General features: G+C 52.5%; 18 protein-coding genes and 3 pseudogenes. 13 read left to right on the top strand and 8 right to left on the bottom strand.

Annotation, left to right across the window (positions count from 1 at the left end; genetic code table 11):
• Positions 1-33: 33 nt before the first annotated feature.
• Together ACX3YF_RS16880 and ACX3YF_RS16875 are read right to left on the bottom strand one after the other, a co-directional pair.
• Entirely contained in the window at positions 34-1,200 is a 1,167-nt protein-coding gene (locus tag ACX3YF_RS16880) for a tetratricopeptide repeat protein (RefSeq protein WP_458973952.1), read from the bottom strand.
• An 870-nt stretch (positions 1,201-2,070) separates the two neighbouring features.
• Positions 2,071-2,523: a hypothetical protein gene (locus tag ACX3YF_RS16875; protein ID WP_458973951.1), complete on the bottom strand. Its 453-nt coding sequence runs from the start codon at positions 2,521-2,523 to the stop codon at positions 2,071-2,073.
• Positions 2,524-2,794: 271 nt separating this feature from the next.
• On the opposite strand from ACX3YF_RS16875, the gene ACX3YF_RS16870 reads away from it, so the two are divergent.
• The 3 genes from ACX3YF_RS16870 to ACX3YF_RS16860 all read left to right on the top strand — a co-directional run bounded on the left by ACX3YF_RS16870 (position 2,795) and on the right by ACX3YF_RS16860 (position 4,474).
• Positions 2,795-3,940, top strand: a complete 1,146-nt coding sequence (locus ACX3YF_RS16870; RefSeq protein ID WP_458973950.1) for a hypothetical protein — start codon at positions 2,795-2,797, stop codon at positions 3,938-3,940.
• Positions 3,941-4,083: 143 nt separating this feature from the next.
• Complete coding sequence (locus ACX3YF_RS16865) at positions 4,084-4,275, top strand: antitoxin Xre/MbcA/ParS toxin-binding domain-containing protein (protein ID WP_458973949.1); 192 nt, start codon at positions 4,084-4,086, stop codon at positions 4,273-4,275.
• Between the two features lie 34 nt (positions 4,276-4,309).
• The gene (locus ACX3YF_RS16860) at positions 4,310-4,474 is read left to right on the top strand and encodes a hypothetical protein (protein WP_458973948.1); all 165 of its coding nucleotides are present in this window, start codon (positions 4,310-4,312) and stop codon (positions 4,472-4,474) included.
• A 116-nt stretch (positions 4,475-4,590) separates the two neighbouring features.
• Here the strand turns inward: ACX3YF_RS16860 and ACX3YF_RS16855 are convergent.
• Positions 4,591-4,713, bottom strand: a pseudogene (locus ACX3YF_RS16855) (antitoxin Xre/MbcA/ParS toxin-binding domain-containing protein); the annotation flags it as partial.
• Positions 4,714-4,814: 101 nt separating this feature from the next.
• Here ACX3YF_RS16855 and ACX3YF_RS16850 point away from each other — a divergent pair.
• The gene (locus tag ACX3YF_RS16850; protein WP_458973947.1) at positions 4,815-5,219 is read left to right on the top strand and encodes a YncE family protein; all 405 of its coding nucleotides are present in this window, start codon (positions 4,815-4,817) and stop codon (positions 5,217-5,219) included.
• A gap of 263 nt (positions 5,220-5,482) precedes the next feature.
• Complete coding sequence (locus ACX3YF_RS16845; RefSeq protein ID WP_458973946.1) at positions 5,483-6,280, top strand: substrate-binding periplasmic protein; 798 nt, start codon at positions 5,483-5,485, stop codon at positions 6,278-6,280.
• A 54-nt stretch (positions 6,281-6,334) separates the two neighbouring features.
• Here the strand turns inward: ACX3YF_RS16845 and ACX3YF_RS16840 are convergent, their stop codons facing one another.
• Complete coding sequence (locus ACX3YF_RS16840) at positions 6,335-7,894, bottom strand: diguanylate cyclase domain-containing protein (RefSeq protein ID WP_458974844.1); 1,560 nt, start codon at positions 7,892-7,894, stop codon at positions 6,335-6,337.
• A 711-nt stretch (positions 7,895-8,605) separates the two neighbouring features.
• Between ACX3YF_RS16840 and ACX3YF_RS16835 the strand changes: the two genes are divergently transcribed.
• The 6 genes and pseudogenes from ACX3YF_RS16835 to ACX3YF_RS16810 all read left to right on the top strand — a co-directional run bounded on the left by ACX3YF_RS16835 (position 8,606) and on the right by ACX3YF_RS16810 (position 13,616).
• The gene (locus ACX3YF_RS16835) at positions 8,606-8,902 is read left to right on the top strand and encodes an ArsR/SmtB family transcription factor (RefSeq protein ID WP_072405141.1); all 297 of its coding nucleotides are present in this window, start codon (positions 8,606-8,608) and stop codon (positions 8,900-8,902) included.
• 55 nt (positions 8,903-8,957) lie between these two features.
• The gene (locus ACX3YF_RS16830; RefSeq protein ID WP_458973945.1) at positions 8,958-9,968 is read left to right on the top strand and encodes a zinc-dependent alcohol dehydrogenase family protein; all 1,011 of its coding nucleotides are present in this window, start codon (positions 8,958-8,960) and stop codon (positions 9,966-9,968) included.
• Between the two features lie 121 nt (positions 9,969-10,089).
• Positions 10,090-10,866, top strand: a pseudogene (locus ACX3YF_RS16825) (PAS domain-containing protein); the annotation flags it as partial.
• A gap of 99 nt (positions 10,867-10,965) precedes the next feature.
• Complete coding sequence (locus ACX3YF_RS16820) at positions 10,966-11,403, top strand: methyl-accepting chemotaxis protein (RefSeq protein WP_242070527.1); 438 nt, start codon at positions 10,966-10,968, stop codon at positions 11,401-11,403.
• A 214-nt stretch (positions 11,404-11,617) separates the two neighbouring features.
• The gene (locus ACX3YF_RS16815; RefSeq protein WP_458945233.1) at positions 11,618-12,070 is read left to right on the top strand and encodes a PAS domain-containing protein; all 453 of its coding nucleotides are present in this window, start codon (positions 11,618-11,620) and stop codon (positions 12,068-12,070) included.
• Between the two features lie 424 nt (positions 12,071-12,494).
• Positions 12,495-13,616 carry an HD domain-containing phosphohydrolase gene (locus ACX3YF_RS16810; protein WP_458945234.1) on the top strand — a complete coding sequence of 374 codons (1,122 nt, stop codon included), beginning with the start codon at positions 12,495-12,497 and terminating at the stop codon, positions 13,614-13,616.
• Positions 13,617-14,062: 446 nt separating this feature from the next.
• Here the strand turns inward: ACX3YF_RS16810 and ACX3YF_RS16805 are convergent, their stop codons facing one another.
• The 4 genes from ACX3YF_RS16805 to ACX3YF_RS16790 form a co-directional block, all read right to left on the bottom strand.
• Entirely contained in the window at positions 14,063-14,278 is a 216-nt protein-coding gene (locus tag ACX3YF_RS16805) for a hypothetical protein (RefSeq protein WP_458945235.1), read from the bottom strand.
• A 913-nt stretch (positions 14,279-15,191) separates the two neighbouring features.
• Entirely contained in the window at positions 15,192-16,757 is a 1,566-nt protein-coding gene (locus ACX3YF_RS16800; protein WP_458945236.1) for a GGDEF domain-containing protein, read from the bottom strand.
• Positions 16,758-17,111: 354 nt separating this feature from the next.
• Entirely contained in the window at positions 17,112-19,364 is a 2,253-nt protein-coding gene (locus ACX3YF_RS16795) for a putative bifunctional diguanylate cyclase/phosphodiesterase (RefSeq protein ID WP_458945237.1), read from the bottom strand.
• 680 nt (positions 19,365-20,044) lie between these two features.
• Positions 20,045-20,248 carry a hypothetical protein gene (locus ACX3YF_RS16790; protein WP_196586725.1) on the bottom strand — a complete coding sequence of 68 codons (204 nt, stop codon included), beginning with the start codon at positions 20,246-20,248 and terminating at the stop codon, positions 20,045-20,047.
• A gap of 431 nt (positions 20,249-20,679) precedes the next feature.
• Here ACX3YF_RS16790 and ACX3YF_RS16785 point away from each other — a divergent pair.
• A pseudogene (locus tag ACX3YF_RS16785) lies at positions 20,680-20,982 on the top strand (PAS domain-containing protein); the annotation flags it as partial.
• Positions 20,983-21,192: 210 nt separating this feature from the next.
• Positions 21,193-22,269 carry a methyl-accepting chemotaxis protein gene (locus ACX3YF_RS16780; protein ID WP_448125608.1) on the top strand — a complete coding sequence of 359 codons (1,077 nt, stop codon included), beginning with the start codon at positions 21,193-21,195 and terminating at the stop codon, positions 22,267-22,269.
• Positions 22,270-22,286: the final 17 nt, after the last annotated feature.

The raw sequence follows: 22,286 nt of genomic DNA, 5'->3' as shown, positions 1-22,286 counted from the left end.
GCCGCCTGATCGAGTCAGGCGGCGTTACGGCGATTAGAACTCATCAGAAATGTGTCGGCATGCGTCAAGGAGCGGTACAAGACCCTCACAGCCGCAGCTAATTGCGCGTTCAAGTTCGGCAGCTGCAGCACCGTACCATTTCTTCCACATGTACAGCCGTCCCAGCTCAGCGTGAGCTTCTTTGAGGACATGGGGTGAACCAGCGCCAAAGACTATCGCCTTCTTGTACCATTCAATGGCTTCGTCTGTATCGGTTTGAATGGGTAGTCCACGAAGTGTAGGATTTTGGAGCATTCCTGCCAGTGCAACCTGCGCCTCAGAATCCCCTTCTATTGCAGCGCAGCGATACATTGACACCGCGTCATGGAGTGATTGCATACGGCCCGCCGCCAGCGTATAGAGTTCCGCCAACACAAGCCTTGCCCCCGAACACCCCTGCTCGACCGCTTGCTTCATCATCTCGATAGGGTGCGCAGGAAGGGGTAACGATTCTGAACTTTCCAACCAAACGCGCACCATGCCAACGGCGGCGGGCGGGAACCCAAGAGCGAAAGCTCTCTCGTACAGCGCAAACACGGTCGGTGGGGGGCTTTCAAGGGAGTGAACACTATAAGCGTGGAGCTGAGCCAACTGATAGATACACATCGCGCAATTCTGTTCAGAGCCTTTGCTATAGGCTTCGATGGCCTCCTCGAACCTCGATTCTGTAAGGTAATAATCGCCGAGGGTGGAAAAACCGTACGTACTGCCTTGGTCAATCGCCGCTCGGATTGCCGTGATACCCAAAAACTCTGAGATTTCGGAATGGAAGTAGTGGCCGACTCGCAAGTGAATCTGCCCTATAAGCAGCTGAGCAGCCAAGAAGCCGTCACCCACCAGTGACTCCAGGCTTGAGATCATTTGCTTGAAAACCCACTTGAGCGTGCTGGGCGCTTGCCCTACTTCAAGCAACACTTGAAAAGCATCGACGCGCCGCTCGATCTGCGTTAAATGTTCAACTTGGCGCTCCCAGCAGGTCAGGCTTAGCGAAGACCAGCTTTCCTGAAAGTGCGCTTGACAATATAGATCCAACTCAGCTTCATGGTGAACAACCTCACCAGCCCTTTGCCCATTAGGCAGCCTAAGCCTGCTCCAGACAGGAGGTTGCGATGACGGCGGATCAAAATTGGAAGGTGAAACGGGAGGAATGTCTGGTTTCATTGCAGGTCTCCAGACAATAGAAAACGAACTCCCCGCCGTACGGGGCTGTGTTCGATTCACATCGTCTGGTCACCTACATAGAGCTGAACCACGCAGGTGACACTATCCAAGCTTCACTCTGAAGCTTCAATGAGCATAGGTTCAAGGCCACGCCTGTCAAGCTGTGGAGGAAGTTGGAGCAGGAAACGGCTTGTCGATCGTCCTGCCCACTTAGAAAAGCAAGCTCAACTTAGATATCCGACGAAGGGATTGATTCGTTCCTGGATGCCTTCCTCACAGAAACCATGGATGCTAATGGCCTGAACTAAACTCTGCATGCGGTTATCAATGCCCAGAACTAAGGGCGACGTGTACTTCAGCGAGAAGCCCCCAATGCGACACCGGAGAGAAAACTCCACCCTTGAGTTGCCGAGACCGTAAAGGTCATCGCAACAATCAAGCGCTGAAAAATGCCAATCAGAGCCGGGCCGAGGTTGCCAAGATGCAGGGAGTTGCGGAGCCCACGGTGAGGCGTCATCAAAATCGCGCCCCGACTTGAAGCTGAATGCTCTTGCCCCGCGATACAAGCGGGGCAAGTCAGCATCACCTCTTATCTGATCAGGTCTTCCAGAAGGCGACGGCAATGCTGATGACTGCCGCCCCTATCTTCAATGCATCCACCACCCATCCCACAATTTCACTGCGCTTGGAGCGTGGGTGCCCTCCGCATCGACACTTACAGATACTAAAAGACTCTGGAGGGTGAATAGACAGGCAGCGTTCAGCGCCCCCAGGCTTTTTAGAACATGCGGAACAGGTGCAGCGTTTTGCAAGCGTCATAAATGACCCCTTTCGAGTTTTTCGGAGTAGAAAAAAGCTTTCGAAGGGGAATTAGCGCAGGCGGTGGCGGAAGCCGCTGAGTTCAGGGCCGTCCAGGAAGAGGGGGATGTTGAACACAGCACGCATTGCGCGAACCATCAACGCTCTGGCTTTGCGACGCTGCTCGCGCAGATCGGCAATCAATTCAGTGAGGAGTTTGCGGTGCCGGGCGAAAACTTCATTCGAGCCGATCGTTGCGAGGACAATGTCCAAGGCTCCAAGCATTCCAACAGCCAGGCTGTGTCGTTGCCCAGGCTCATATCGGTCGAGCATGTCTAGTGCAATTTTGGCACGTTGAATGGCTAGAGAGTCATTCAGAAGCTCCTTACGAACTTCAGCCGCGTCCACCCTCTCCCGTTCAACACGGGCAAGTTCAATCTTCAACTCTTGGGTTAGAGCATCGAGCACATCGTCAGCTTGCGCTGAATGTGGCCCTAGCTCTTCCTGTGGATCGTGATCAACCATAGGGATTCTCTTGAGGTGTCCCGGCACCAACGATAACGGCTGGCGGTCGAGTCCGCAATGGCGAGCCCGAATCTGTCCAAGACACCGACGATAGAGCAGTCGATGCCTCATCAGATTTGAAGTGTCCCGCCCCCAGAACCGAGTCGTACGATGTAACATCCAGGTTTGGCGGAAAGAGTTTGCGACTGACCTATCTACCATATGCCCATTCCGAAAAACGGGATGAAGTGGATTGCACTTCATCCGTTGATGCCCAAGGCCTTCGTTCTTCATGACGACATCACCTTTTTCCATCCCTAACGGCGCCATCAAGAAGAACCTAAAACGCATCGTCGACCACTGGGTTGTTGTAAGTCTGATGCTCAGCGGTGCAGGCACACTTTTCGGCTTCGCTATCTTGTCCACTTACCTGAATGCGATCGGTCTCCCAGGATTGTTTCCCTCCGCCCTGGACACCAAGGCTGCTCTCGTGCCCTGGATGCTCCTGGTTGCATTGTTACTCATCGCCTACATCTTCGTGCTCACCATGAACTCGATGATTTTCGCATCAGGGGCAACCCTGTTTAACAAGCAACCCTATGCGCAAACCAAAATGGTCAGGCTGCTCGCGATACCTGTGTTAGTCGGGATCTCAGTGCAGATGAGCACCATAGTGGGGGACATTCATCCTCTGCTCACTATTTTGGCGTCAGCACTGGCAGAAATCGTTGTTTTCTTTGTTCTGATGAAGTCAGAACGATTCAGGGTTGCGATTCACGTAGTTGGTTTTATGGCGCGGCCCGAGGAGGGCATGAAATGGCAGGCGCGCTTTGGAGCATTAGTCCCACTGTTCATCGTTGTGTTTTCAACAGTATTGTCGGCTGTATTCCCAGTACAGCTAGTGTTGTCGACTTACCCCACGCCGACTGACATTGAAAGCTCGCTCAAACTTGCCGGGATGGCGATCTTCGTTTCATCCCTGGCGCTCGTACCAGCGGTTATCTTCTTTGCTTTTGGAGAAAATCTGCTCGCCAAAATCAGAAATACGCTGGCCGTCCTGATGATCATGACGGTAGCAATGCTGACCATGGCGCCTCGGACTTTCCCAGCTATGGTTTACCGAACGGCCTACTTGATGGGCCTCAGGGACACGACCATTACTTCGTATCTGATAACGGATACCTACTCGGTTGATTATTTCGATTCGGATTGGGGCAAAGTAAGCATCGACAAAGACCGCCCTGTGGTTAGAGGATTTCCGTTGCTCAGCCTGGGCGACCTATTGATCCTGTGTCCAGCTAACCTGGTCACCACAGAATTGGCAGAGTGGCCAGCGCGCTCCCCTGCATGCCTGGTGACAGACACCAAAACGGCGAAGCGTGTTCCAGAAAAACAAGCAAAGAAGAGATGGGCAAAGGTTCAGAGGTATGAGGTGTAAAAGGTCTTCCAGTAGATACGCGCCCGGAGCACTAACAGCACAAGCTGAAACTCCTGCATGGAAAGAAAAAGGATCAGCCCGTTACCATTCTTGCTTACGAGCACCGAGCAACCGGTTTAACCGAACGTGCGCCAGGGCCAAAAATGAATTACGTTGAGCTAATGCAACACAAAGCCGAGCAGATCTTTGGCAACAAAGAGAAAGCCGATATTTGGCTAACCCAACCGAAAATCGCGTTCGGTGGTAGCGCCCCATTGGAGCTCGCTCACACTGAAGAGGGATACGAACTCGTAAAGGCTGAGCTTGAGAGAATCAGCCACGGGTTCGTCTGTTAGCACGAGTTCCATCCTCCAAATCGCCGGACTCAACATGATTGTTTTTGATCTCAACACAAACGATGCCGAAGCCCTGCTCAGGCACGCCGAAGAATTCAAACCAGCATCAGGCGACACTCGCGAGGACGCTCGACTGCGAGAAGCGTTGCTCGAATTGAAAGAGGCTTTGGTGGCGCACCTCAGAGGCTCAGACACCTAAATCAAATTCCTTTTTCCTTGGTTTGTTTTGCAGTCGATCGAAATAGGAGTCCAGTCAAACCGATACTTCGGGTGAGTTTGTCAAACCCGGTGCTCTCAGGATCTTGGTGTTACCACTCAAACCCCTACCCCATGCTCCAATCGTCCGATGAGATCCATGATGGCCTGGATCTCTACCCTAGTAGCCATCATGTCCAGCGACGCTCTTGAGTTAAGCCCTCGCGCAGGTGACTTCATCCATTGCCTGGCAGCACAAAGATCACCCTAGAACAGCACAATTGCCGCATTCAGTACGTTAACAAGCGCACAAATGCGATCGCTCTCAGCCGTGCTTAGCCGTTATGGACTTCGCAAGCCTTAGTTACTGCCAGGCAGCCGGCGAGCAGCGGACAAATGACCTACCACTGAAGCAGGTCGCCGATATTCAATTACCCGGTGGAGCTACTAGGCTCGACTACGAAAGCTACGATTCAGAGCGCAAAGTGATGTTCATCGCACATCTTGGTGATGGTGAAGTTATCGCCTTTGATACGCGTGAGTCCCGCGTTGCCGGGCGCATTGCGAACGTCTCGTCGGTACACGGTGTGTTGGTTATTCCCGAGTTGTCACGTGTCTACGCTTCGGCAACCGGTACGAACGAAATCGTTGCGATTGACGAAGCGACCATGGAAATTGTCAGTCGCATACAGGGCGGCATTTACCCAGACGGCATGGCTTATGTGCCCGACCTCTTGGCGCCGATGTGATTTTGACCCTGGGGCTGATTTTGATTGACCTAAATTCGGTCTCTGAAATCCCGCGCAAAGACATCGTTTGGTGAGTATTCGGGTGGGTAAATAATTTCCGGCAGCTTGGGTTAAAATCTCATCAGCGCCAACATTCACACCTCACGCGGCATGGGGTATGTCATCGACATAGCGTAGAATAATTGTCGCGCTTGTTTTTCACTATGACGAAAAGCTCTGGCCCACCCACCTGCAGTGGATTCATCGATTCAATAAAGCCACCCATGTATAAAAAAAAGACTGGTCACAGAATGTGGCCAAATGTTGCTCCCAGCATTCTGATTTGCACCCTACAGCTACTGGCAGCGAGCGTCGGCACCGCACAGGAAGCGCGCGAGACGCTGACAATCATGGTGGAAGATGCTGCCGCACCATGGTCGAAAAGCGACGGCACAGGTTACGCCAATGACGTGGTTGTAGCCGCCTTCAAAGAGATGGGGGTAGCGGTTCGACTAAGAGTAGTGCCGTATTCACGCTGTAAGTACATGGTTCTCAGTGGCCAGGTCGCCGCCTGCTTCAACATGAGCTGGCAGCCAGAATTCGAGGGCAAAATCAAGTTGGCTGCAAAGCCGATCTTTAAAGTACGTAACGACATTTTCGAACATATCAAAGCTCCCTTGCCGAAGCCCTTAGATGAAAAATGTGTTTTGCCGCCTGGCACTGTCGTTGGCGTTACTAGAGACTATGAATACTCAGCCCTGGCGACGGCGCTCCAGACCTCAGGGGCGGTCTTTGAAAACTCCCTGTCGGACTTAACAAGCCTGCAAAAACTCGCCGCTCGGCGTTTTCAGGCAGCACTGGTCATGAGTAATGACCTTGAGGCAAGGAATCAAAAGGCCAAACAATCGGGCACAGAGGATGTAGTGCGCTTCGCCTTCAATTGCGGAGTGGAAAACTCAACAATAGGCTTTAGCTTGGCGCACCCAGACGGATTGCGGGCACTGGAGATGTACGACGAGGGCTATCGCCGCATTGAGGCCAACGGCGCCCTCAATGATATTCACCTACGCTGGTTTCCTTAGCTTCATTGACCTTGACCGTACGACTGCGGGAACAACGTAGGAAGGTTAACCATCTCAAGCTTCCGGGGTCTCAGTCATCGCAATTCCTTTGCGCCCCAGTTGTTTAACGCCGTACATTGCCTGATCAGCCGCTTTCAGCAACGAACCCAGACTTTGGCCATGATTGGGGCACAGAGAGACTCCGATACTGCACGACAGTGATAGCTCTCCTGCGCTTGTCGCTACTGTCTGCGCAATGGCTTCCAGCACCCTCTCAGCGTACTGCTCAGCACTCTCTGGGTTGATAAGATCGGTGATCAGAATCACGAATTCATCTCCGCCGTAGCGTGCGACGGTGTCACAAGAACGAGTGACCTGAAGCATGCGATTCGCGACAGCTATGAGAACCTGATCACCGACCTCATGGCCATGCTTATCATTAATGTCCTTGAAATGATCCAGATCGATCAACAGTACGGCAAACGCAGTCCCACTCAATGTCCAGTTTGAGAGGGCCTGATCAAAACGATCGGCAAAGAGGTAGCGATTCGGCAGTTGGGTTAGAACATCATGGCTTGCGAGATAAGCCGAGCGTTCGAGTTCAACCTCTGCTCTTTCGATCGCTTTGAAATGCCGAACCAACACCACCGGCATCAATATGAATGCCCCCGCGAGAACTGCAAGGATTATCAATGTTTCCGCAGTGAGAATATCCCCTAATCGCAACTGACGCTTGAATGACAAGGTCATCGGTTGCGAAACACTCCTGATCTCGACTCTGTCGGACAAAGCCGGTAAGAGGAGGCGATCCAGGATACCGGCTTGCTCCGTCTCCGTTGAAAAGACATTGCTTTCAAATCCTGCAGCGGATTTCAGGACAGCACCGACGCGAACCAACGGATCTACGTTCGCATAAATCACAGCATCCTGTAGTGACCCCGTCTTGATCAAAAGCAAAGACACCATCGTGCTGCCAAAGAAATTGGGGCGGGTGTTCTCTCGCGCCTGTTCAGGCCGACTGACTGACTGCATCAGAATGTAAGCGCTACCGCCCTCGTACATTGAGAAAACCGGTGATACCACAGGTTTCTGGCTACTGTGGGTTCGAGCCAGCGCATAGGAGAGATAGGCGACGGTTTCCAGCCTGACGCCATAGATCGAGCTGGATTCAGGGAGTAACGGGTACATGAACAATACAGGCCAAGTCTCGTTGAGATAGACCTGAGGTTGTGCAGGTTGATGAGTGAGGCTGGGGAAGTCCTTGAGTTCAAAGTCTGGCCGCCAGGTACGCCGCAATAGATCTTCGAACGCAGCCTGTTCGCCGATGGGTACCGCCCTCGCCGCCTCAAGCATGTAAATATGAGGGTAAGCGGATAAAACGGCTGCTGCGTAGCGGGCCGTCGCATCCGTATCGCTTTGATCGACAGCCTGCAGAAATGCAGAGAAACCGGCCAACACAGCCTCATTGGTATCAAGCTGATTGCGCACAATGCCGGAAATATTCTGCACGTACTCCGAAAAACGCTTTTCTGTACGTTGAGTCTCGGACTTCAGCAGTAACAGGGCTGAAAATCCAACCAATCCGACAGCGAGGATAATGAACCCTGCCAAGGAGCTGCGCCGCTTAGTAAACATCACTTTACGTTTCCAAGGCACAGAGGGGGAACCGTGCCTTGGCAAGCAATGTTGAAGCCAAGCGAGATGGGGGCTGAGCGACCGATAAGATGCCGATTTGAAGGTCGTTGAGTATTGAAAACAATTCCCAGGGGATCAGATCTGATGCGCATATTTGCGATTCAAAAATGATGCTGGGCACGGTTACATCTCCCTAAAAATGGCGTAGCAGGCTTTCGGATTCATGCTCAGCACTGCCTCTACCCCTTTCGCATGTGCCCGAAAAAAACTTTTCGGGCCCCCATTTGGATGCTTTCTACGTGGTCACCACTGCAACGAAATTCATTCTAGGGCAATTTGCCATCATGCGCTGTGTCAGGTGCAATTCTTTTAGTTCGAGTTCAGGCGTTTACAAGGGGAAACTCCAAGTGAAAGCTCGTACCTGCGTCAGTGCTATCAACGCATAGCCGAGCGCTCACATCCCAACGTGGCCGCTATCGCTTTGGCGAACAAAACTGCACGCATGGCTTGCACGATGCTACGCATCGGTACTAATTACTCACCGGATTGGGCAGCGGCCTGACCTATTCATCACGAGAGAAGTCCCACACACCACGATTGAGAAGCAACCCGAGCAATCGTAGCTGGATGCGTTTTTTTGATTTCAAACCCTTGCGAAAGGAAACAGATCACTTATTGAACATTTCGGAAAAAAGCGTAACATTGCTGACCATGATACTCGAACAGCTCAAAGCCTTGGGCAATGACACTCGCATGCAAATGATGGAGTGGCTCAAAGACCCACTCAGTAATTTCCCACCTCAGGATCACGGCGATCCTGCGATAGGAGTGTGCGTAACCCATTTGCAGCACAAGGCAGGGCTTTCACCTTCTACCGCGTCTGCACACTTAGCTATCTTGCAGCGTGCAGGCTTCGTGCTAACCACCCGTATCGGCAAATGGACTTACTACCGGCGCAACGAGCAGGCGATTGATGACTTTGCGGCCAGGTTGATCATTGAGTTGTAATTTTTAAATATTCATTTCGTTATTTCGCGTAATTAGAAAACATAAGGATCTTCCTATGAGCAGCAAGACTATCTTCGTCCTACCCGGTGGCGGCTATGAAAAGGTTGTGGTTGGCAGCAGCGAAGTCCGAGCCGCAGCGCGTGGCGAAATCACCGTACGCCTCCACGCCAACTCGCTCAACTACCACGACTTCGCGGTGGTCAGCGGTATGTGGGGCCCTAGCGAAAAACGCATTCCCATGGCCGATGGTGCAGGTGAAGTCATTGCCGTCGACCCAGATGTCACTGAATTCAAGGTGGGTGACTCGGTCGTCAGCACCTTCTTCCCGGAGTGGATCAACGGTGTGCCGCTGGTTGAAGGTTTTGTTAGCGTGCCAGGTGATGGCATTGACGGCTACGCTCGTGAGCACGTGACAGCCAAAGCCACATCGTTCACCCTAGCGCCTACTGGCTACAGCCATGCTGAAGCGTCGACGCTTACCACCGCTGGCCTTACCGCATGGCGCGCCCTGATGGCCGATGACTGCCTCAAGCCGGGCGACACCGTGCTCGTCCAAGGCACTGGTGGCGTTTCAATTTTCGCACTGCAGTTCGCTAAAATGGCCGGTGCTACCGTCATTGCTACCTCTTCAAGCGACGAAAAACTTGAACGTCTGAAAGCGCTAGGTGCTGATCATGTGATCAATTACCGCAAAGACGTTAACTGGGGCGAAACTGCACGCGCTCTAACGGGCGGCCGTGGTGTTGATCACATCATAGAAGTCGGCGGCCCCGCGACGCTTGAGCAATCGATGATTGCAATTCGGGTTGCTGGTCACATCTCAATCATCGGGATATTGAGTGGCGTAAGCGGTGCAATGAATTTTGTACCGGCACTGATCAAGCAAGTGCGTCTGCAGGGTGTATTGGTGGGTAGCCGCAGCCAGCAGCAAGACATGATCCGAGCCATCAATGCTAATGGCATGCGCCCGGTTATTGATCGTCATTTCCCTTTGAGCGAGATTGTCGAAGCGTTCAAGTATCAGGAAACCAACCAGCATTTCGGCAAAATTTGTCTGGATATCTGATCGCGCATGAATGGGCATGAGCAGACGCTAAGTTACGCCATTCGCTTTGTGCCCGTCGGGCGGCCTCAATATCCTGCCGGCCATGCCGATAGACTTGTCATGATCCAATAGGCGGCTTCCCATGTTCAACACCAAAATCAAGAACCAGCTTCAATCTCAGGCAGCCGAGCTATCGGAGTTGCGCCAACTACGCGATGGGCTGAACCGCGAAATGCTAACGTTGAGTATCGATTCGACGTTTAAAATTACCGCATGCAACGAAAATTTTGCAGAGGCTTTGGGCTATACCCAGGATCGGCTCCTAGGTCTTGCCATGGCCGATATTGTTCCGCAGTACGTATCCAAGCTTCCGTGCTTTCACAACTTTCGAGCAGCTGTCGCCGCAGGCAAGTCCATCACTGACGAGTACAGGTACCTGCATGCTGACGGTTCATTGGTGTGGCTTCATGCACATTGGCAGCCCATAGCGGATGCGACTGGCCGGTTGAGTCATATCACCGGCTATGCGACGAACATTACCTCTCGAGTGGAAAAAGCATCGGAAAACGCCTCCTTCATTGACGCATTACTTCGTTCGACGGCGGTGATCGAGTTCGATCTCACCGGGCATGTGCTCATGGCTAATGACCAGTTTTTAAAAGCGATGGGCTACAGTTTGGGCCAAGCTAAAGGCAGTCACCATCGTATTTTCTGCAAGCCAGAGGAAGTCTCATCCCAAAAATACAAGGACTTTTGGTCAACTTTGAACAAGGGTGAGTTTGTTGCAGGGCGATTTGAACGTATTGACAGTCGTGGTCAAACCGTATGGCTGGAAGCGACGTACAACCCGGTTTATGACACCGAAGGAGCACTCTGCAAGGTCGTTAAATTTGCGACGGTAGTCACCGACCAAGTTGCCCGTGAGCAAGAGGTCAGTAAAGCCGCGCAAACTGCATTTGAAATTTCCCAGCAGACGGATGTTAGTGCTCAGCGCGGAGCACTCGTAGTCAACGACACTATGCATACCATGCGTAAAATTGCTGTTGATATGCAAACTGCCTCTGGCGGGGTCGAAGCGCTCGGTAAGCAGTCATTGTTGATCAGCTCCATCATCCAGACGATAAGTAGTATTGCCCAACAAACCAACTTGTTGGCATTGAATGCTGCGATTGAAGCTGCTCGCGCAGGTGAGCAGGGTCGAGGCTTTGCGGTGGTGGCAGATGAGGTACGACAATTGGCTGGGCGCACCAGCACCGCTACTGAAGAAATCGCATCGGTTGTCTTGCAGAACCAGAAGCTGGTGGATGAGACCGTTGCTGAGATGGCAAATAGCAAGTTCCAAGCAGAGCAAGGCCTTGAACTTGCCACGCAGGCAGGCCAGGTAATTGTTGAGATTCAGGATGGCGCCAAGAGAGTAGTCGACGCGGTCGGCAGGTTTGCGACTCAGGTGGCTTAGAAAACGTAGTCACGCTGCGACAGCGTTTCCGATAGCCCGAATGATCGTTTTGAGAAAAAGTGTAGTGGTTCTCGTACCGGCTCGCGCATTAGTCCTGAGACTGTTGGGGTTGATTGCAAATTTGACCCAACACAGCAGGGGTATGATTTTCTAGAACATGTCCAGACGCGTTAAGTTGCATTAAGATGACATGTCACTCACTGGGGCTCTGAAAATGATCGACGCAGAACTGCTGAAACTGGTGGTTGAAGCATCCAACGATGGCATCGTGGTAGCAGAGCAGGAAGGTGACGAAAACATCCTGATCTACGCCAACCCAGCCTTCCAGCGCCTGACCGGGTACAGCGTTGATGACATCCTGTACCAGGACTGCCGTTTCCTGCAGGGTGATGACCGTGACCAAGCCGGTTTGACAGTAATCCGTGAGGCTATAAGGAACCTTCTCCCCTGCCGACAAGTCGTTCGCAACTATCGTAAGGACGGCAGCGCCTTCTGGAACGAACTGTCGATTACCCCGGTGTTCAATGACACCGATCAACTCACCTACTTCATCGGTATCCAGAAGGACGTCAGCGTAGAAGTTGAGGCTAAGGAGCGAGTGCGTGAACTGGAAGCTGAAGTCGCCCAGCTGAAGACCCAACTGGCTCAATTGCAATCTAAAGCTTAATTAGATCCGCACCTAATGGTTTAACGATCCAGTTGCCACTCGTAAAAACGTCCCTGTTTCTGAGCCAGGGACTGGTGAACGCTCAAGCAACGTCCCCCCCTCGCAACATCCGCCAGAACTTGTTCACTGCCGTAATCGTGATCAGATGGTGCACAATGTGATAGCCCATTACAGCTATCACGCGACATTCCAGCGAGATGTCATGGCTTGGCCTTTCGCCGAGTTTGGGGTATCCCGATGCGCTACATCATCGACAGACAAGGGCCTTCAACAATTCAGTATTCTTGTTTTCTACCGCGCGCACGTAGCAATCTGCCACTATACGTGTTGACCCACACATTAAGGCTATCAAGGGGCAGTACAGAGCAGGGAGCAATTCGCGTCATAACTTGACGAATATCATCTAAAGGTATTGGCCATATCCATGAAAAAAATTACGCGAGCTCTCATCGAGAGTTCTAGATCGCTGACAGATCGGCTGACGGCCCTGCATACGAAATTGATAGAGACGGTTCCAGGTGTTGACCGCATCGCCTGTGCGCTGTACGACTCACAGGAAGACACGCTAAAGACATTCATTAACAGCACACACAATGGAAATACCTTAGTAGGATATGAGTACCCACTGTCTGACAGCTACTCACTTAAAGCGTTAGCCGACAGTGGCGAGTTTAGGGTTCTGGATGAAATTTCTTCAGCGGTTTGTTCTGACTCTACGCACTCAACTTGGCTCAAAGATCAAGGCTACCAGTCATCCTTCACTGTGCCGATCTATGATGAGGGTGGACTGCTCGGATTCGTCTTTTTCGACTCGAATCAACCTGCCACATTCAACGTGAAGGTGCAGCGAGACCTCGTCCTCTATACCAGCTTGATCCGCATGTCGATTACCAGCGAGATATCGGCCATCAGGATGGCAATCGAGACGACGCGTGTTGTACGTCAGCTCACCCAGATGCGCGACTTCGAGACCGGTGCTCACTTGGAACGCATGGGCCGCTACTCGCACATCATTGCGCGCGCAGTTGCGAAATCACGCGGGCTCAGTGACGAGTTTGTTGAAAGCGTATGCCTGTTTGCCCCCTTGCACGACGTTGGAAAAATAGCCATCCCTGATCGAATCTTGCTGAAGCCAGGTAGGTTAGATGCCGATGAGCGCGCGATTATGGAAACCCACGTCGAGAAGGGCATGGAGATCATCGAACGAATGATGGGCAAAGGACGCATCAACGCATTTCCAGAGTCCTCCATACTCAGGAATATTGTGTTGTGCCACCATGAGTTTCTGGATGGAACGGGCTATCCACGAGGCCTTGTCGGTGATGAAGTGCCTCTAGAGGCTCGTATTGTGAGCGTCGCGGATATCTTCGATGCGCTCACATCTCATAGGCCATACAAGAAACAATGGTCACTGGATGAGGCCTTTGCGGAACTCAGCCTTCTCGCAGATCAAGGGAAACTGGACAACGACTGTGTTATGGCATTGATAGAGCAGACTGAGACGGTACAGCACGTTATGACGACATACATCGATGGCGATGCTTAATTAGCCTAATGGTCGTTTAAGGGGGAACGGTAGGGACGGCAGTTACCTGTCCCCCGCACAGAGCCGTAAGTGCAGAGCTACCGCTGACCGCTCCTGCTCGGGTATGTGACGTGAAGTGCCTAGGTATGTAGTGGTCAGCAAAGCGCCCGTATCGACACTACAAGCCGGGCCTCGAGGGCCCAAAGTAACGATAGCTCTGGGAGGCGCAACAAACCTTAATCATACGCCCCCGCCCCGCTTTGCTCTTTTGGCCAGATCGAGGAGTCCTAAATCATTAGGCAAGTTCAGGCCTGCTCCCTTCCCTACTATTCAGAATCAATCAAAACCTAGAGCTGACAGTCTGGGTCGAGCAGCGCGGATCGAGGGAGGTAACCGGTAACGTTCGTGGTGTTTTGGACACCCGATGCGCGGCTTAGGCGAACGAGCTTAAAAGTTGCGTAAGTGGGTCACGCGAGCTTGATGGCTCCTCCTTGGATATCATCCCGCGCCATTCGCAAGTCATTGGCGTCTTGGTTGAGCCGATGAATGAGGTTGAGCAATCGTTGGCGCAAAACCTCATCCTGGAGCTGCTCGGCAGCACACATCACATCAAGCGCCGCTGCCTCATTGTTGGTGGCGACGGAGTCGAGCAGTTTGCGCATGCTTCTTGATGGCCGATTCATCTCCAACCCTCCTAGGTTTCTGTGACGCTAATCATATGTTCGGGATGTTTCGTCAGTGTGTCAGTTGCACGAACTGGCTTTAAATCATTGGGTCTTGTTGAAGGAGGCTCGGTGAGCTTGCTCAACGTCAGAGCCGACTCATACACCTTCAGCCTTCCATCTCGCGAGCCTCCCTCCAAGTCCTGCCGATCGAACACAAACTCCCCAGCGCTGTGATGAATCGCCCTTTCAACACTGTTATTCTCGCCGCCAAGTTCGCCAATCATTAAGGGATGATGGCGAAAATAGAAGCCCCGAGGATGCGAACCTTCGGGGCTTTGCAATTTGCATAGCCGTGATGATTGTCGGCTTCCGCGAACACGGCGGCCTTGTCTCGCATCACTCGCTCGCCTAATCAAACAACGTCCAAGTTCTTAACCCCGTACAGAGCCGCAGTACCAGCTGCGACTCCAATCGCAAGGGGATAAACGCAATGAATGCAGGACATCCATGCCGTCCTTTCCAGCAGCTTTCCAGTGATAACCATCATCCGCATTCCTAGGCAAAAAATACGCGTCTGAGATTGAAATCTTCCGTTAAACAGAGGCCTCCTGACTCAGATTCTACTTGGCAGCGTGAGCAAAATAGCGCTTTCACCGATCAATATTCAGTCCGTTTGGACGAACCGACTTTTTCAACAGAATCGATCGACTGCTGCCCTTCCCCTCGCGCAGGAATCGGCCGATGGTGTGTGAAATTGTTTTTTAGCGCCACAGTGACTCAGCACCAGGCTGGCTATCGCGCATCTACGCAAAATGCATGTCTGCTGACATGCCAACAAACTCCCTATTTAGCGTAACCGCGCACACTCCAATTTTCGCGAAGCGTTTTTACACACTCTGGGCCTAGGCCATAAGCAGCTACGCAAAAGCTCCTACGAGACGGAGGGCGATTCAAGTGGGCGCCCTGCTTGTCTGGGCGGTACATTTATTGCGCAGCCATCACAGTGAAGAGCTTGCTGACGACGACGCTGCTTATTGGCGTACATCGCGGCATCTGCAGACGCAAGCAACTCCCCCAGAGGCTTCAGCTCATTTGGCGAACAACGAACAGCACCGATACTTAAGCCGATAGGATAACGACAGCGTTCACTACCATTGAATTCGTCGACCAGTGCTTGCACACGAGCAGAGAGCGCATCCGAGGACTCCCCCCCGTCGACAGCCAGGACTACAAACTCATCACCGCCGATCCTGGCGACAATGTCACTCACTCTAAATGCTGATTTGAGCACCTGCGCAGCCGCTATGATCGCCAGGTCGCCCGCCTCATGGCCGTGGATATCATTAAGTTTTTTCAGACCGTCGAGATCAACAAAAAACAGCAAGCAGGATTGATCATTACGGCGAGCAGAGCGCATTAGCTGGTCAGCCAAAAGAAAAAAGCTGCGGCGATTGTGCAAACCGGTCAGTTCATCCGTCAGTGACAGTCGGCGCACATCATCTTCGACTTTTTGTCGCTGCGATATTTCGTCCGTTAGTTTGCTGTTCACCGCTTCGAGGGCACGAGTTCGTTCGAACACCCGCAACTCAAGGGATGCATTCAGCGCAGCCAGTTCCGCCTGAGCATTCCCTCTCGACTTATCGAGCTGACAAAGATGCCTCGCAGTTCGCAGGATTACCGCAACGAGCATGGCTATGCTCAGCGTCGCCATCAAGGCCAGGCTGAACCGCTTGTCGTAGTAGCCCAACCTTTCTCCGACCAGCAGAGCACCTCCGATGCCGAGAATGACCACCGGGATACTGGCGAGCAAGCTTCTGGCAACCTCGCCACCCGCTGTGTCGCTTATCAGTAACTCGACGAATTCGGAACGCTCCTGGATCACCAGCAGTCCGGTATTGAACAGGATCAGCGCAATAGCCGTATGGATGGCCATGGAGCTATAGAGGCCCACCGAGTAAAGTGCGCTGACATCGAACAAATAGCCCACAAACGCCATCAGGCTAATAAATAGCGCTGATGAAGCGAATATTTGTGGCAGTAATGGCCTGCCCTCAAGCAGCAGGCCAAAGCCGGAAAGCAGAAAACACAGCGCTGTCGCCGGCGCCATTCGCCCCGGAAAAAGAACAGGTTGAGTGCGCTGAAGCTCGAAAGGAAGGAGCAAATCAATAGCGAGATCAACCGACATGACATATTCAACGAGGGTCAGTCCTCCAACCAGTATCGTCAAGACAGCGCCAAGCCGTCTGATCCAGTTTCCGGCCAGGGACACTCTAAACGTAGCGCACCACAGTCCCACACCGAGGACAGTGAACGTGCAGGCGGTATTGACCACCATTGCAGTCCAGCCAGGAAGCACTGCCTTTAGCGAAGGCACATCAAGCAGCCAGCCAACCAGCACAACCAAGCCGATTATCATCACAGTGACGGCGGCCAGCCGAGCATAGGCTATGAACTGACGCAGCCTTTTTACTTGGCTGAGTTCGGACTCTACCCTCATCGCCATCTCCATTAATGTGTAGTGGGTTCTGCACTTGCGGTGGACAGAGTGATCTCATCGGTCGCGCCACTTATGCCACCTAGTCGCAAGCGATCCAATTTCAGAGTGAGCTTGAGGTGGGCAAAAAACATTTCAACCTTCTGACCCTCGTGGAGAGAGCGCACGTACTCCGGCGTCGCTGCGATGCATCAATGGCCTCAAGATCCATTGCCGGAATGCTTACACTGATACCGTCCTTGACGTGATCGATCTGAAACCATCCTTTCCAAGTTGGAAGATATGACTCGCGTAAAGTGGGGCAGGACATTTCCTACCCCGCCCGCAGTCAAATGTGGTGATTGCCAACCGGCACAATTAGCAGGTTAGTATTGGCTGAGTCCCATACAGCAAGGCTTCCAATTGTTCTACGGGTTGTGGGCGGGCGTAGAGGAATCCCTGTAGTAAGTCGACATCTAACTGACGCAACATTTGTGCTTGTTCCGCTGTTTCGACTCCTTCGGCGACAACCATCAGATCCATGCTATGACCCAAGTCCGTGACCGCGCGGACGATCGCTTGATCGACTCGGTCGTTGTCGATGTTAATCACAAAGGAGCGATCAACCTTGAGCGTATCAACTGGAAACCGCTTGAGATACGCCAACGACGAGTAACCGGTACCGAAGTCATCAATCGATATGCGGGCACCGAGATCGCGCAGCGCCTGCAACGTCTCGGCGGCGGCGCCAGGATCGCTCATCACGGCTGTTTCCGTGACTTCGAAGCCAAACTCGATTCGTGTCGGATCGAAGGCAGTGCGACTAAAAATACGCGCGACCTTCTCGATCAAATCGGACTGAATCAGTTGCCGCGCTGAAAGGTTGACCGAGACGCCAAGTGGCAGAGAAGTATCGCGCAGAAGCCCCCAAGTTTGAGCCAGTCGACAAGTCTCCTCGATGACCCAGGTGCCTATGGGGACAATCAACCCGGTTTCCTCGGCAATTGGAATAAATTCTAAGGGTGACAGCAACCCTCTTTCAGGATGCTGCCAACGCAACAACGCTTCGACTGAGACCACTGCACCGCTGGCGGCAGCAATAACGGGCTGGAAATATAGACGAAACTCGCCATTGGCGATGGCACGGTGCAGATCGCGCTCAATGCGCAGTCGGGCCGCGACCTGCATCTGCATCTGCCCATCAAACAATTGGTAGCGGGCGCGGCCACTTGTCTTGGCTTGATACATGGCAATATCAGCTGAGCCAATCAACTTTTCAGCATCATGACCCGACTCCGCCATCGCAATCCCAATACTGGCCGCGACGAAGACTTCATCGTTTTTTAATTGAACAGCCGGAGCCAGCACCTTCAACAGACGCTCGGCGATGACCGCCGCATCGCGATAGGCGGTGACCTCAGGGCAAACCACCACGAACTCATCGCCAGCCAGACGCGCGACTGTATCGGAAGGCCTCATGGTGCTCTGCAACCGTTGAGCCACAGTGATGAGAACTTGATCGCCTGCATCATGGCCAAAGCTGTCGTTAATTCGTTTGAAATGATCCAGATCGATAAACAACACGGCAAGACCCGTATTGGATGCATCTCTTCGGGATAAGCACTGGCGCAACCGATCCAGCACCAACGTCCGGTTAGGAAGACCGGTTAACGAATCATGCAGAGCCCGGTGCTCAAGGTCTTCTTCGACCTCGATGCGTGCAGTGATATCGTGGGCGAAGGCAAAAAAACTCCATTCATGATGCTCTTTGAACGACCAGAGCTTAATTTCTACAGGAAATTCCCGTCCATCGCGGTGCATGACTGCCAGCTCAAGTCGCTGTCCGTTGATAAGGGCCTTACCATGGCCGACGAAGCGTTCCAGTCCTCGTCGATGCGCTTCGCGGTGGTGAACCGGCGCTAAGATGTCAGAGACCGTGTGCCCAATTACCTCCGCCTGAGGCCAGCCAAAGATTTTTTCTGACGCTTTGTTCCAGGCAGTAACAACTCCCTGGGCATTGATGGCGATAAAGGCGTACCCGGCACTATCGATGATCTGACGACTGCGCTGCTCACTGGCTTGCAGCGCACTTTGAGCTGCTTCGCGCTCGAATACTTGCCCCACTTGGACACCAACTTGCGTCATGATCTCCAACAGTTCAGGTGTTAGCTGCTGCGCGGTTGGGGCATAAAACTCTAGCACCGCAGTGATGCGGTAACCGGAATGCACCGGAAAGGCAAATCCAGCGGTGAGACCTGCTTGCATAGCAGAGGACTTACGACGAAAGGTGGCTTCTGTCCTCGCATCCCTCATACCCAGAGGGCGACCTTCAGCCAAGGCCCTGCCCGGCAGTCCGATCCCTGAGGCAAAACATTGCTCTTCAGTAGCTTGACGGAACGCTCCAAGGGCGCCGTCAGAAATGTGTTCATCGACATGCCAAATGCCACTCGAATGCAGGCGACCCTCCCGAAGTTTGAACGCGTGCCCAACGGGCCAACCGGTGATCCGACAAATGCTTTGCAAAACCAGAAGCAGCGCAGCATCAACACTAACGGCTTCATTCGCCGCCACGGCGACCTCTTTTAGCAGTTGAATATACGTTGTGGCGAGGTTGTCAGAGCTACGCTGCATTACGACACCTATCTGTAATGTTCTTTACTCAGCTAGCCGGCACGCATTCAACGCGATTTCCGGCTAATATTTAGCGGCAACTCAACGCCCGCTAGCTTTCGTAAGCTGAATCTTACGGGAGTATCATTAGGAGCAGCCCTATATTTATGAGTAGTTTTTACGGGAATAACGATCATTTCCCCCAAAATTCCTGGGCATAAATTGCGCGATCGCACTATGCCATCACTCGTAGCTATTCCGCTACGTAAGATGCATCGTAAGCCTAGGTTTTTAGGGGTATCGTTACAGCAACGGAAGCTTGAGTTCGGCGGCCAGTCGTTTGAGCAACTGGGCATTGACCAATTTTAAGCAATAGATAGGTCTACTGCTTCACCCGCAGAATCCATCCCGTCCTCACCTCATCCGCATACACCTTTAGTCGATCCACGTCAGCGTGGAGCTTGCCAATCCGCTCCGTCAGATCCAGCGCATCAGCATCACTGAGCTGACTCGCGAGACGCCCAAGGTCTGCGCAGATATCCTCAAGACTGAAGGCAATGCTTTTAATTTTAAGCTTTAGATCTTGCTCTGCTTTGCTGATCCCCACAATTCCCCCATCACCTTAAACGGGCCAATTAAGCAGTAGCGGTCATTTCAGTTTATGCCCCACATAACTTTCCCCTCATAACTCTTCACGTTCCCTAGTGAACCATCAAGACACCTCCGTCATCGCAGACCTTGATACAGTTCACCAATTTTTTCAGCTCCTGAAGGGCACCCAGAAGGATATTTGCTTCCTCAACCATGCCAGCTTCGCAAAGCATTGTGATAGCACTTAAAAGATCATCCATGGAGCGCTTTATTTCCTCCACTTGTGATTTATTTGCTGATTCTAAGTCTTGCAAGGCGGTTACCTCTTTACTCGAATTATTTACCCAGCCCCGATCTTATCGACGTGAGCAGCCGATCCTCATCAGAGTGGAACACGTTGCAATTCCTCAGCACGGCTTGAGTGTGTCTGCCTCAATTCCTCCCAAATCTTAGGCGCTCGGCTATTCGTATCAATTCGACGACTGACCACTTCAGGTCAGAGTCGATACCCTGGAGGTGGCGTTTTAGATCTTGCTCTGGATTCTTGAGGCCCATTACCCCTCCTCGATTGCCCTGCCAAGCCAGATGCCCTAGCCCTCATGCAAGCTACAGCAGATGTGCATTCCAGATTAATAGCATCCTTGGCGGAAAACCACGCAATGAAAGACGGCAATATTCAATTCAGTTCAATAACCGCACAAAAATTACGACAATAGCAGCAGTGATGGCATAATAGCCATAATGTGTGCCTTTTTGTAGAGAACTAACTTTGCGTGCAACCCAAACGATTACGCCTGTTGAGCAAATTTTTCCTGCTCAGCAGCGCTTAATATCAGCTACTGATTCCAGCGGTAAAATCACCTACTGCAATGATGAGTTCACGAAAATTAGCGGCTACTCCCGTGAGGAGTTGGTCGGTAGCCCACACAATTTGGTACGCCACCCTGATATGCCACCTGCCGTATTCGGGATGATGTGGAGCTATCTGAAGGCCGGTAAAAGCTGGATGGGCGTCGTAAAAAATCGTTGTAAGAATGGCGACTATTACTGGGTCAATGCGTACGTCACCCCCATCCTCGAAAGTGGCCACCTAATCGGCTACGAGTCCGTAAGGGTCAAGCCGACTCGCGAACAGATTGAGCGTGCACAAACACTGTATCAACGGCTTCGTGCCGGCAAAGGGGCCGTACCGAAAAGGCGCCACTATGCCGCATTTATGGGCAGGCTGATTTTCCCGGTCATTGCGGCACTGACAGCTATCGGAGTGGTTAACACGCTGCCGAATCTGCTGGCGCAAACAATAATTGCCGTGCTCTTTATGGCCATTGGATTGTGGACTTACACGCGCGAGGTTAACCAACTCAATCGAATCATAAAAAGCGCTCCCGATGCGTTCAGTGATCCGATCAGCGCCCTCACCTACAGCGATACATACGGCCCTTCAGCGCAGTTGGAAATGGTACTGATCAGCGAGGATGCGCGCCTTAAAACCGCCTTGACTCGACTGAGCGATCTGGCCAACCAGGTGGCTGAAGCCGCTGCGCACTCCTCCTTGCTCTCTAACCAAACGGAACATGCCTTGCTCGAGCAGCGCGCCGAAACGGACATGACCGCAGCCGCTATGACTGAAATGGCGGCCTCAATCAGTGAGGTGGCGGGGCATGTTCAACAAACCGCGACTGAGGCGCAAACAGCGAATGAACTGGCTGAACAAGGCGACAAAGTCGCCGATACCACTAGAGAGGCGATTCAGCTTCTGGCTAGGACGGTAACAAACATCAGCACTGCGGTGGATAACCTCGCCAATGAAACACAGCAAATTATGACGGCTGCTGGGGTGATCCAATCAATTGCGGATCAAACCAACTTGCTGGCCCTCAATGCGGCAATTGAAGCGGCCAGGGCTGGTGAACAGGGCCGAGGTTTTGCTGTGGTCGCTGATGAAGTTCGCGCTTTGGCCAGTAAAACCCGCGTGTCCACCCAACAAATTCAGAGTGTTAGTGAAACCCTTAAAAAGGGTGCTGATCAGGCCGTGAGCATTGCCAGGCTCGGTATCCGCGAGGCAGATCACGGCGTGCAACAAGTCATAGAGGCACAGGGTGCACTTCAAGGTATTCGCGAGGCGGTCGAACGCATCAGTGGCATGAGTCAGCAAATGGCCGCCGCTTCAGAAGAACAGGCGCATGTCGCCGAAGATATTGCTCGGCAGATCAACAACGTCGCAGGAACCGTTGATAGAACAGCTAAAAATGCTAACGCAGCAGTCGCTCGTGGCAGTGAGCTTGAAACTACTTCCCGTGGTTTACGGGCTCTGGTTGAACGCTTCAACAGGTAACCAGACCTAAGGGAGAG

The organism is Pseudomonas fluorescens group sp. PF-69, assembly GCF_054481235.1.
Note: the sequence above shows the minus strand (reverse complement) of the source record. Positions and strands in the feature narration are given on the sequence as shown.

What these genes read in the sequence shown, in the direction of transcription:
- ACX3YF_RS16880 (WP_458973952.1), bottom strand. Translation starts at nt 1,200, where the DNA reads ATGAAACCAGACATTCCTCCCGTTTCACCTTCCAATTTTGATCCGCCG.
- ACX3YF_RS16875 (WP_458973951.1), bottom strand. Translation starts at nt 2,523, where the DNA reads ATGGTTGATCACGATCCACAGGAAGAGCTAGGGCCACATTCAGCGCAA.
- ACX3YF_RS16870 (WP_458973950.1), top strand. Translation starts at nt 2,795, where the DNA reads ATGACGACATCACCTTTTTCCATCCCTAACGGCGCCATCAAGAAGAAC.
- ACX3YF_RS16865 (WP_458973949.1), top strand. Translation starts at nt 4,084, where the DNA reads ATGAATTACGTTGAGCTAATGCAACACAAAGCCGAGCAGATCTTTGGC.
- ACX3YF_RS16860 (WP_458973948.1), top strand. Translation starts at nt 4,310, where the DNA reads ATGATTGTTTTTGATCTCAACACAAACGATGCCGAAGCCCTGCTCAGG.
- ACX3YF_RS16850 (WP_458973947.1), top strand. Translation starts at nt 4,815, where the DNA reads ATGGACTTCGCAAGCCTTAGTTACTGCCAGGCAGCCGGCGAGCAGCGG.
- ACX3YF_RS16845 (WP_458973946.1), top strand. Translation starts at nt 5,483, where the DNA reads ATGTATAAAAAAAAGACTGGTCACAGAATGTGGCCAAATGTTGCTCCC.
- ACX3YF_RS16840 (WP_458974844.1), bottom strand. Translation starts at nt 7,894, where the DNA reads ATGTTTACTAAGCGGCGCAGCTCCTTGGCAGGGTTCATTATCCTCGCT.
- ACX3YF_RS16835 (WP_072405141.1), top strand. Translation starts at nt 8,606, where the DNA reads ATGATACTCGAACAGCTCAAAGCCTTGGGCAATGACACTCGCATGCAA.
- ACX3YF_RS16830 (WP_458973945.1), top strand. Translation starts at nt 8,958, where the DNA reads ATGAGCAGCAAGACTATCTTCGTCCTACCCGGTGGCGGCTATGAAAAG.
- ACX3YF_RS16820 (WP_242070527.1), top strand. Translation starts at nt 10,966, where the DNA reads ATGCATACCATGCGTAAAATTGCTGTTGATATGCAAACTGCCTCTGGC.
- ACX3YF_RS16815 (WP_458945233.1), top strand. Translation starts at nt 11,618, where the DNA reads ATGATCGACGCAGAACTGCTGAAACTGGTGGTTGAAGCATCCAACGAT.
- ACX3YF_RS16810 (WP_458945234.1), top strand. Translation starts at nt 12,495, where the DNA reads ATGAAAAAAATTACGCGAGCTCTCATCGAGAGTTCTAGATCGCTGACA.
- ACX3YF_RS16805 (WP_458945235.1), bottom strand. Translation starts at nt 14,278, where the DNA reads ATGAATCGGCCATCAAGAAGCATGCGCAAACTGCTCGACTCCGTCGCC.
- ACX3YF_RS16800 (WP_458945236.1), bottom strand. Translation starts at nt 16,757, where the DNA reads ATGAGGGTAGAGTCCGAACTCAGCCAAGTAAAAAGGCTGCGTCAGTTC.
- ACX3YF_RS16795 (WP_458945237.1), bottom strand. Translation starts at nt 19,364, where the DNA reads ATGCAGCGTAGCTCTGACAACCTCGCCACAACGTATATTCAACTGCTA.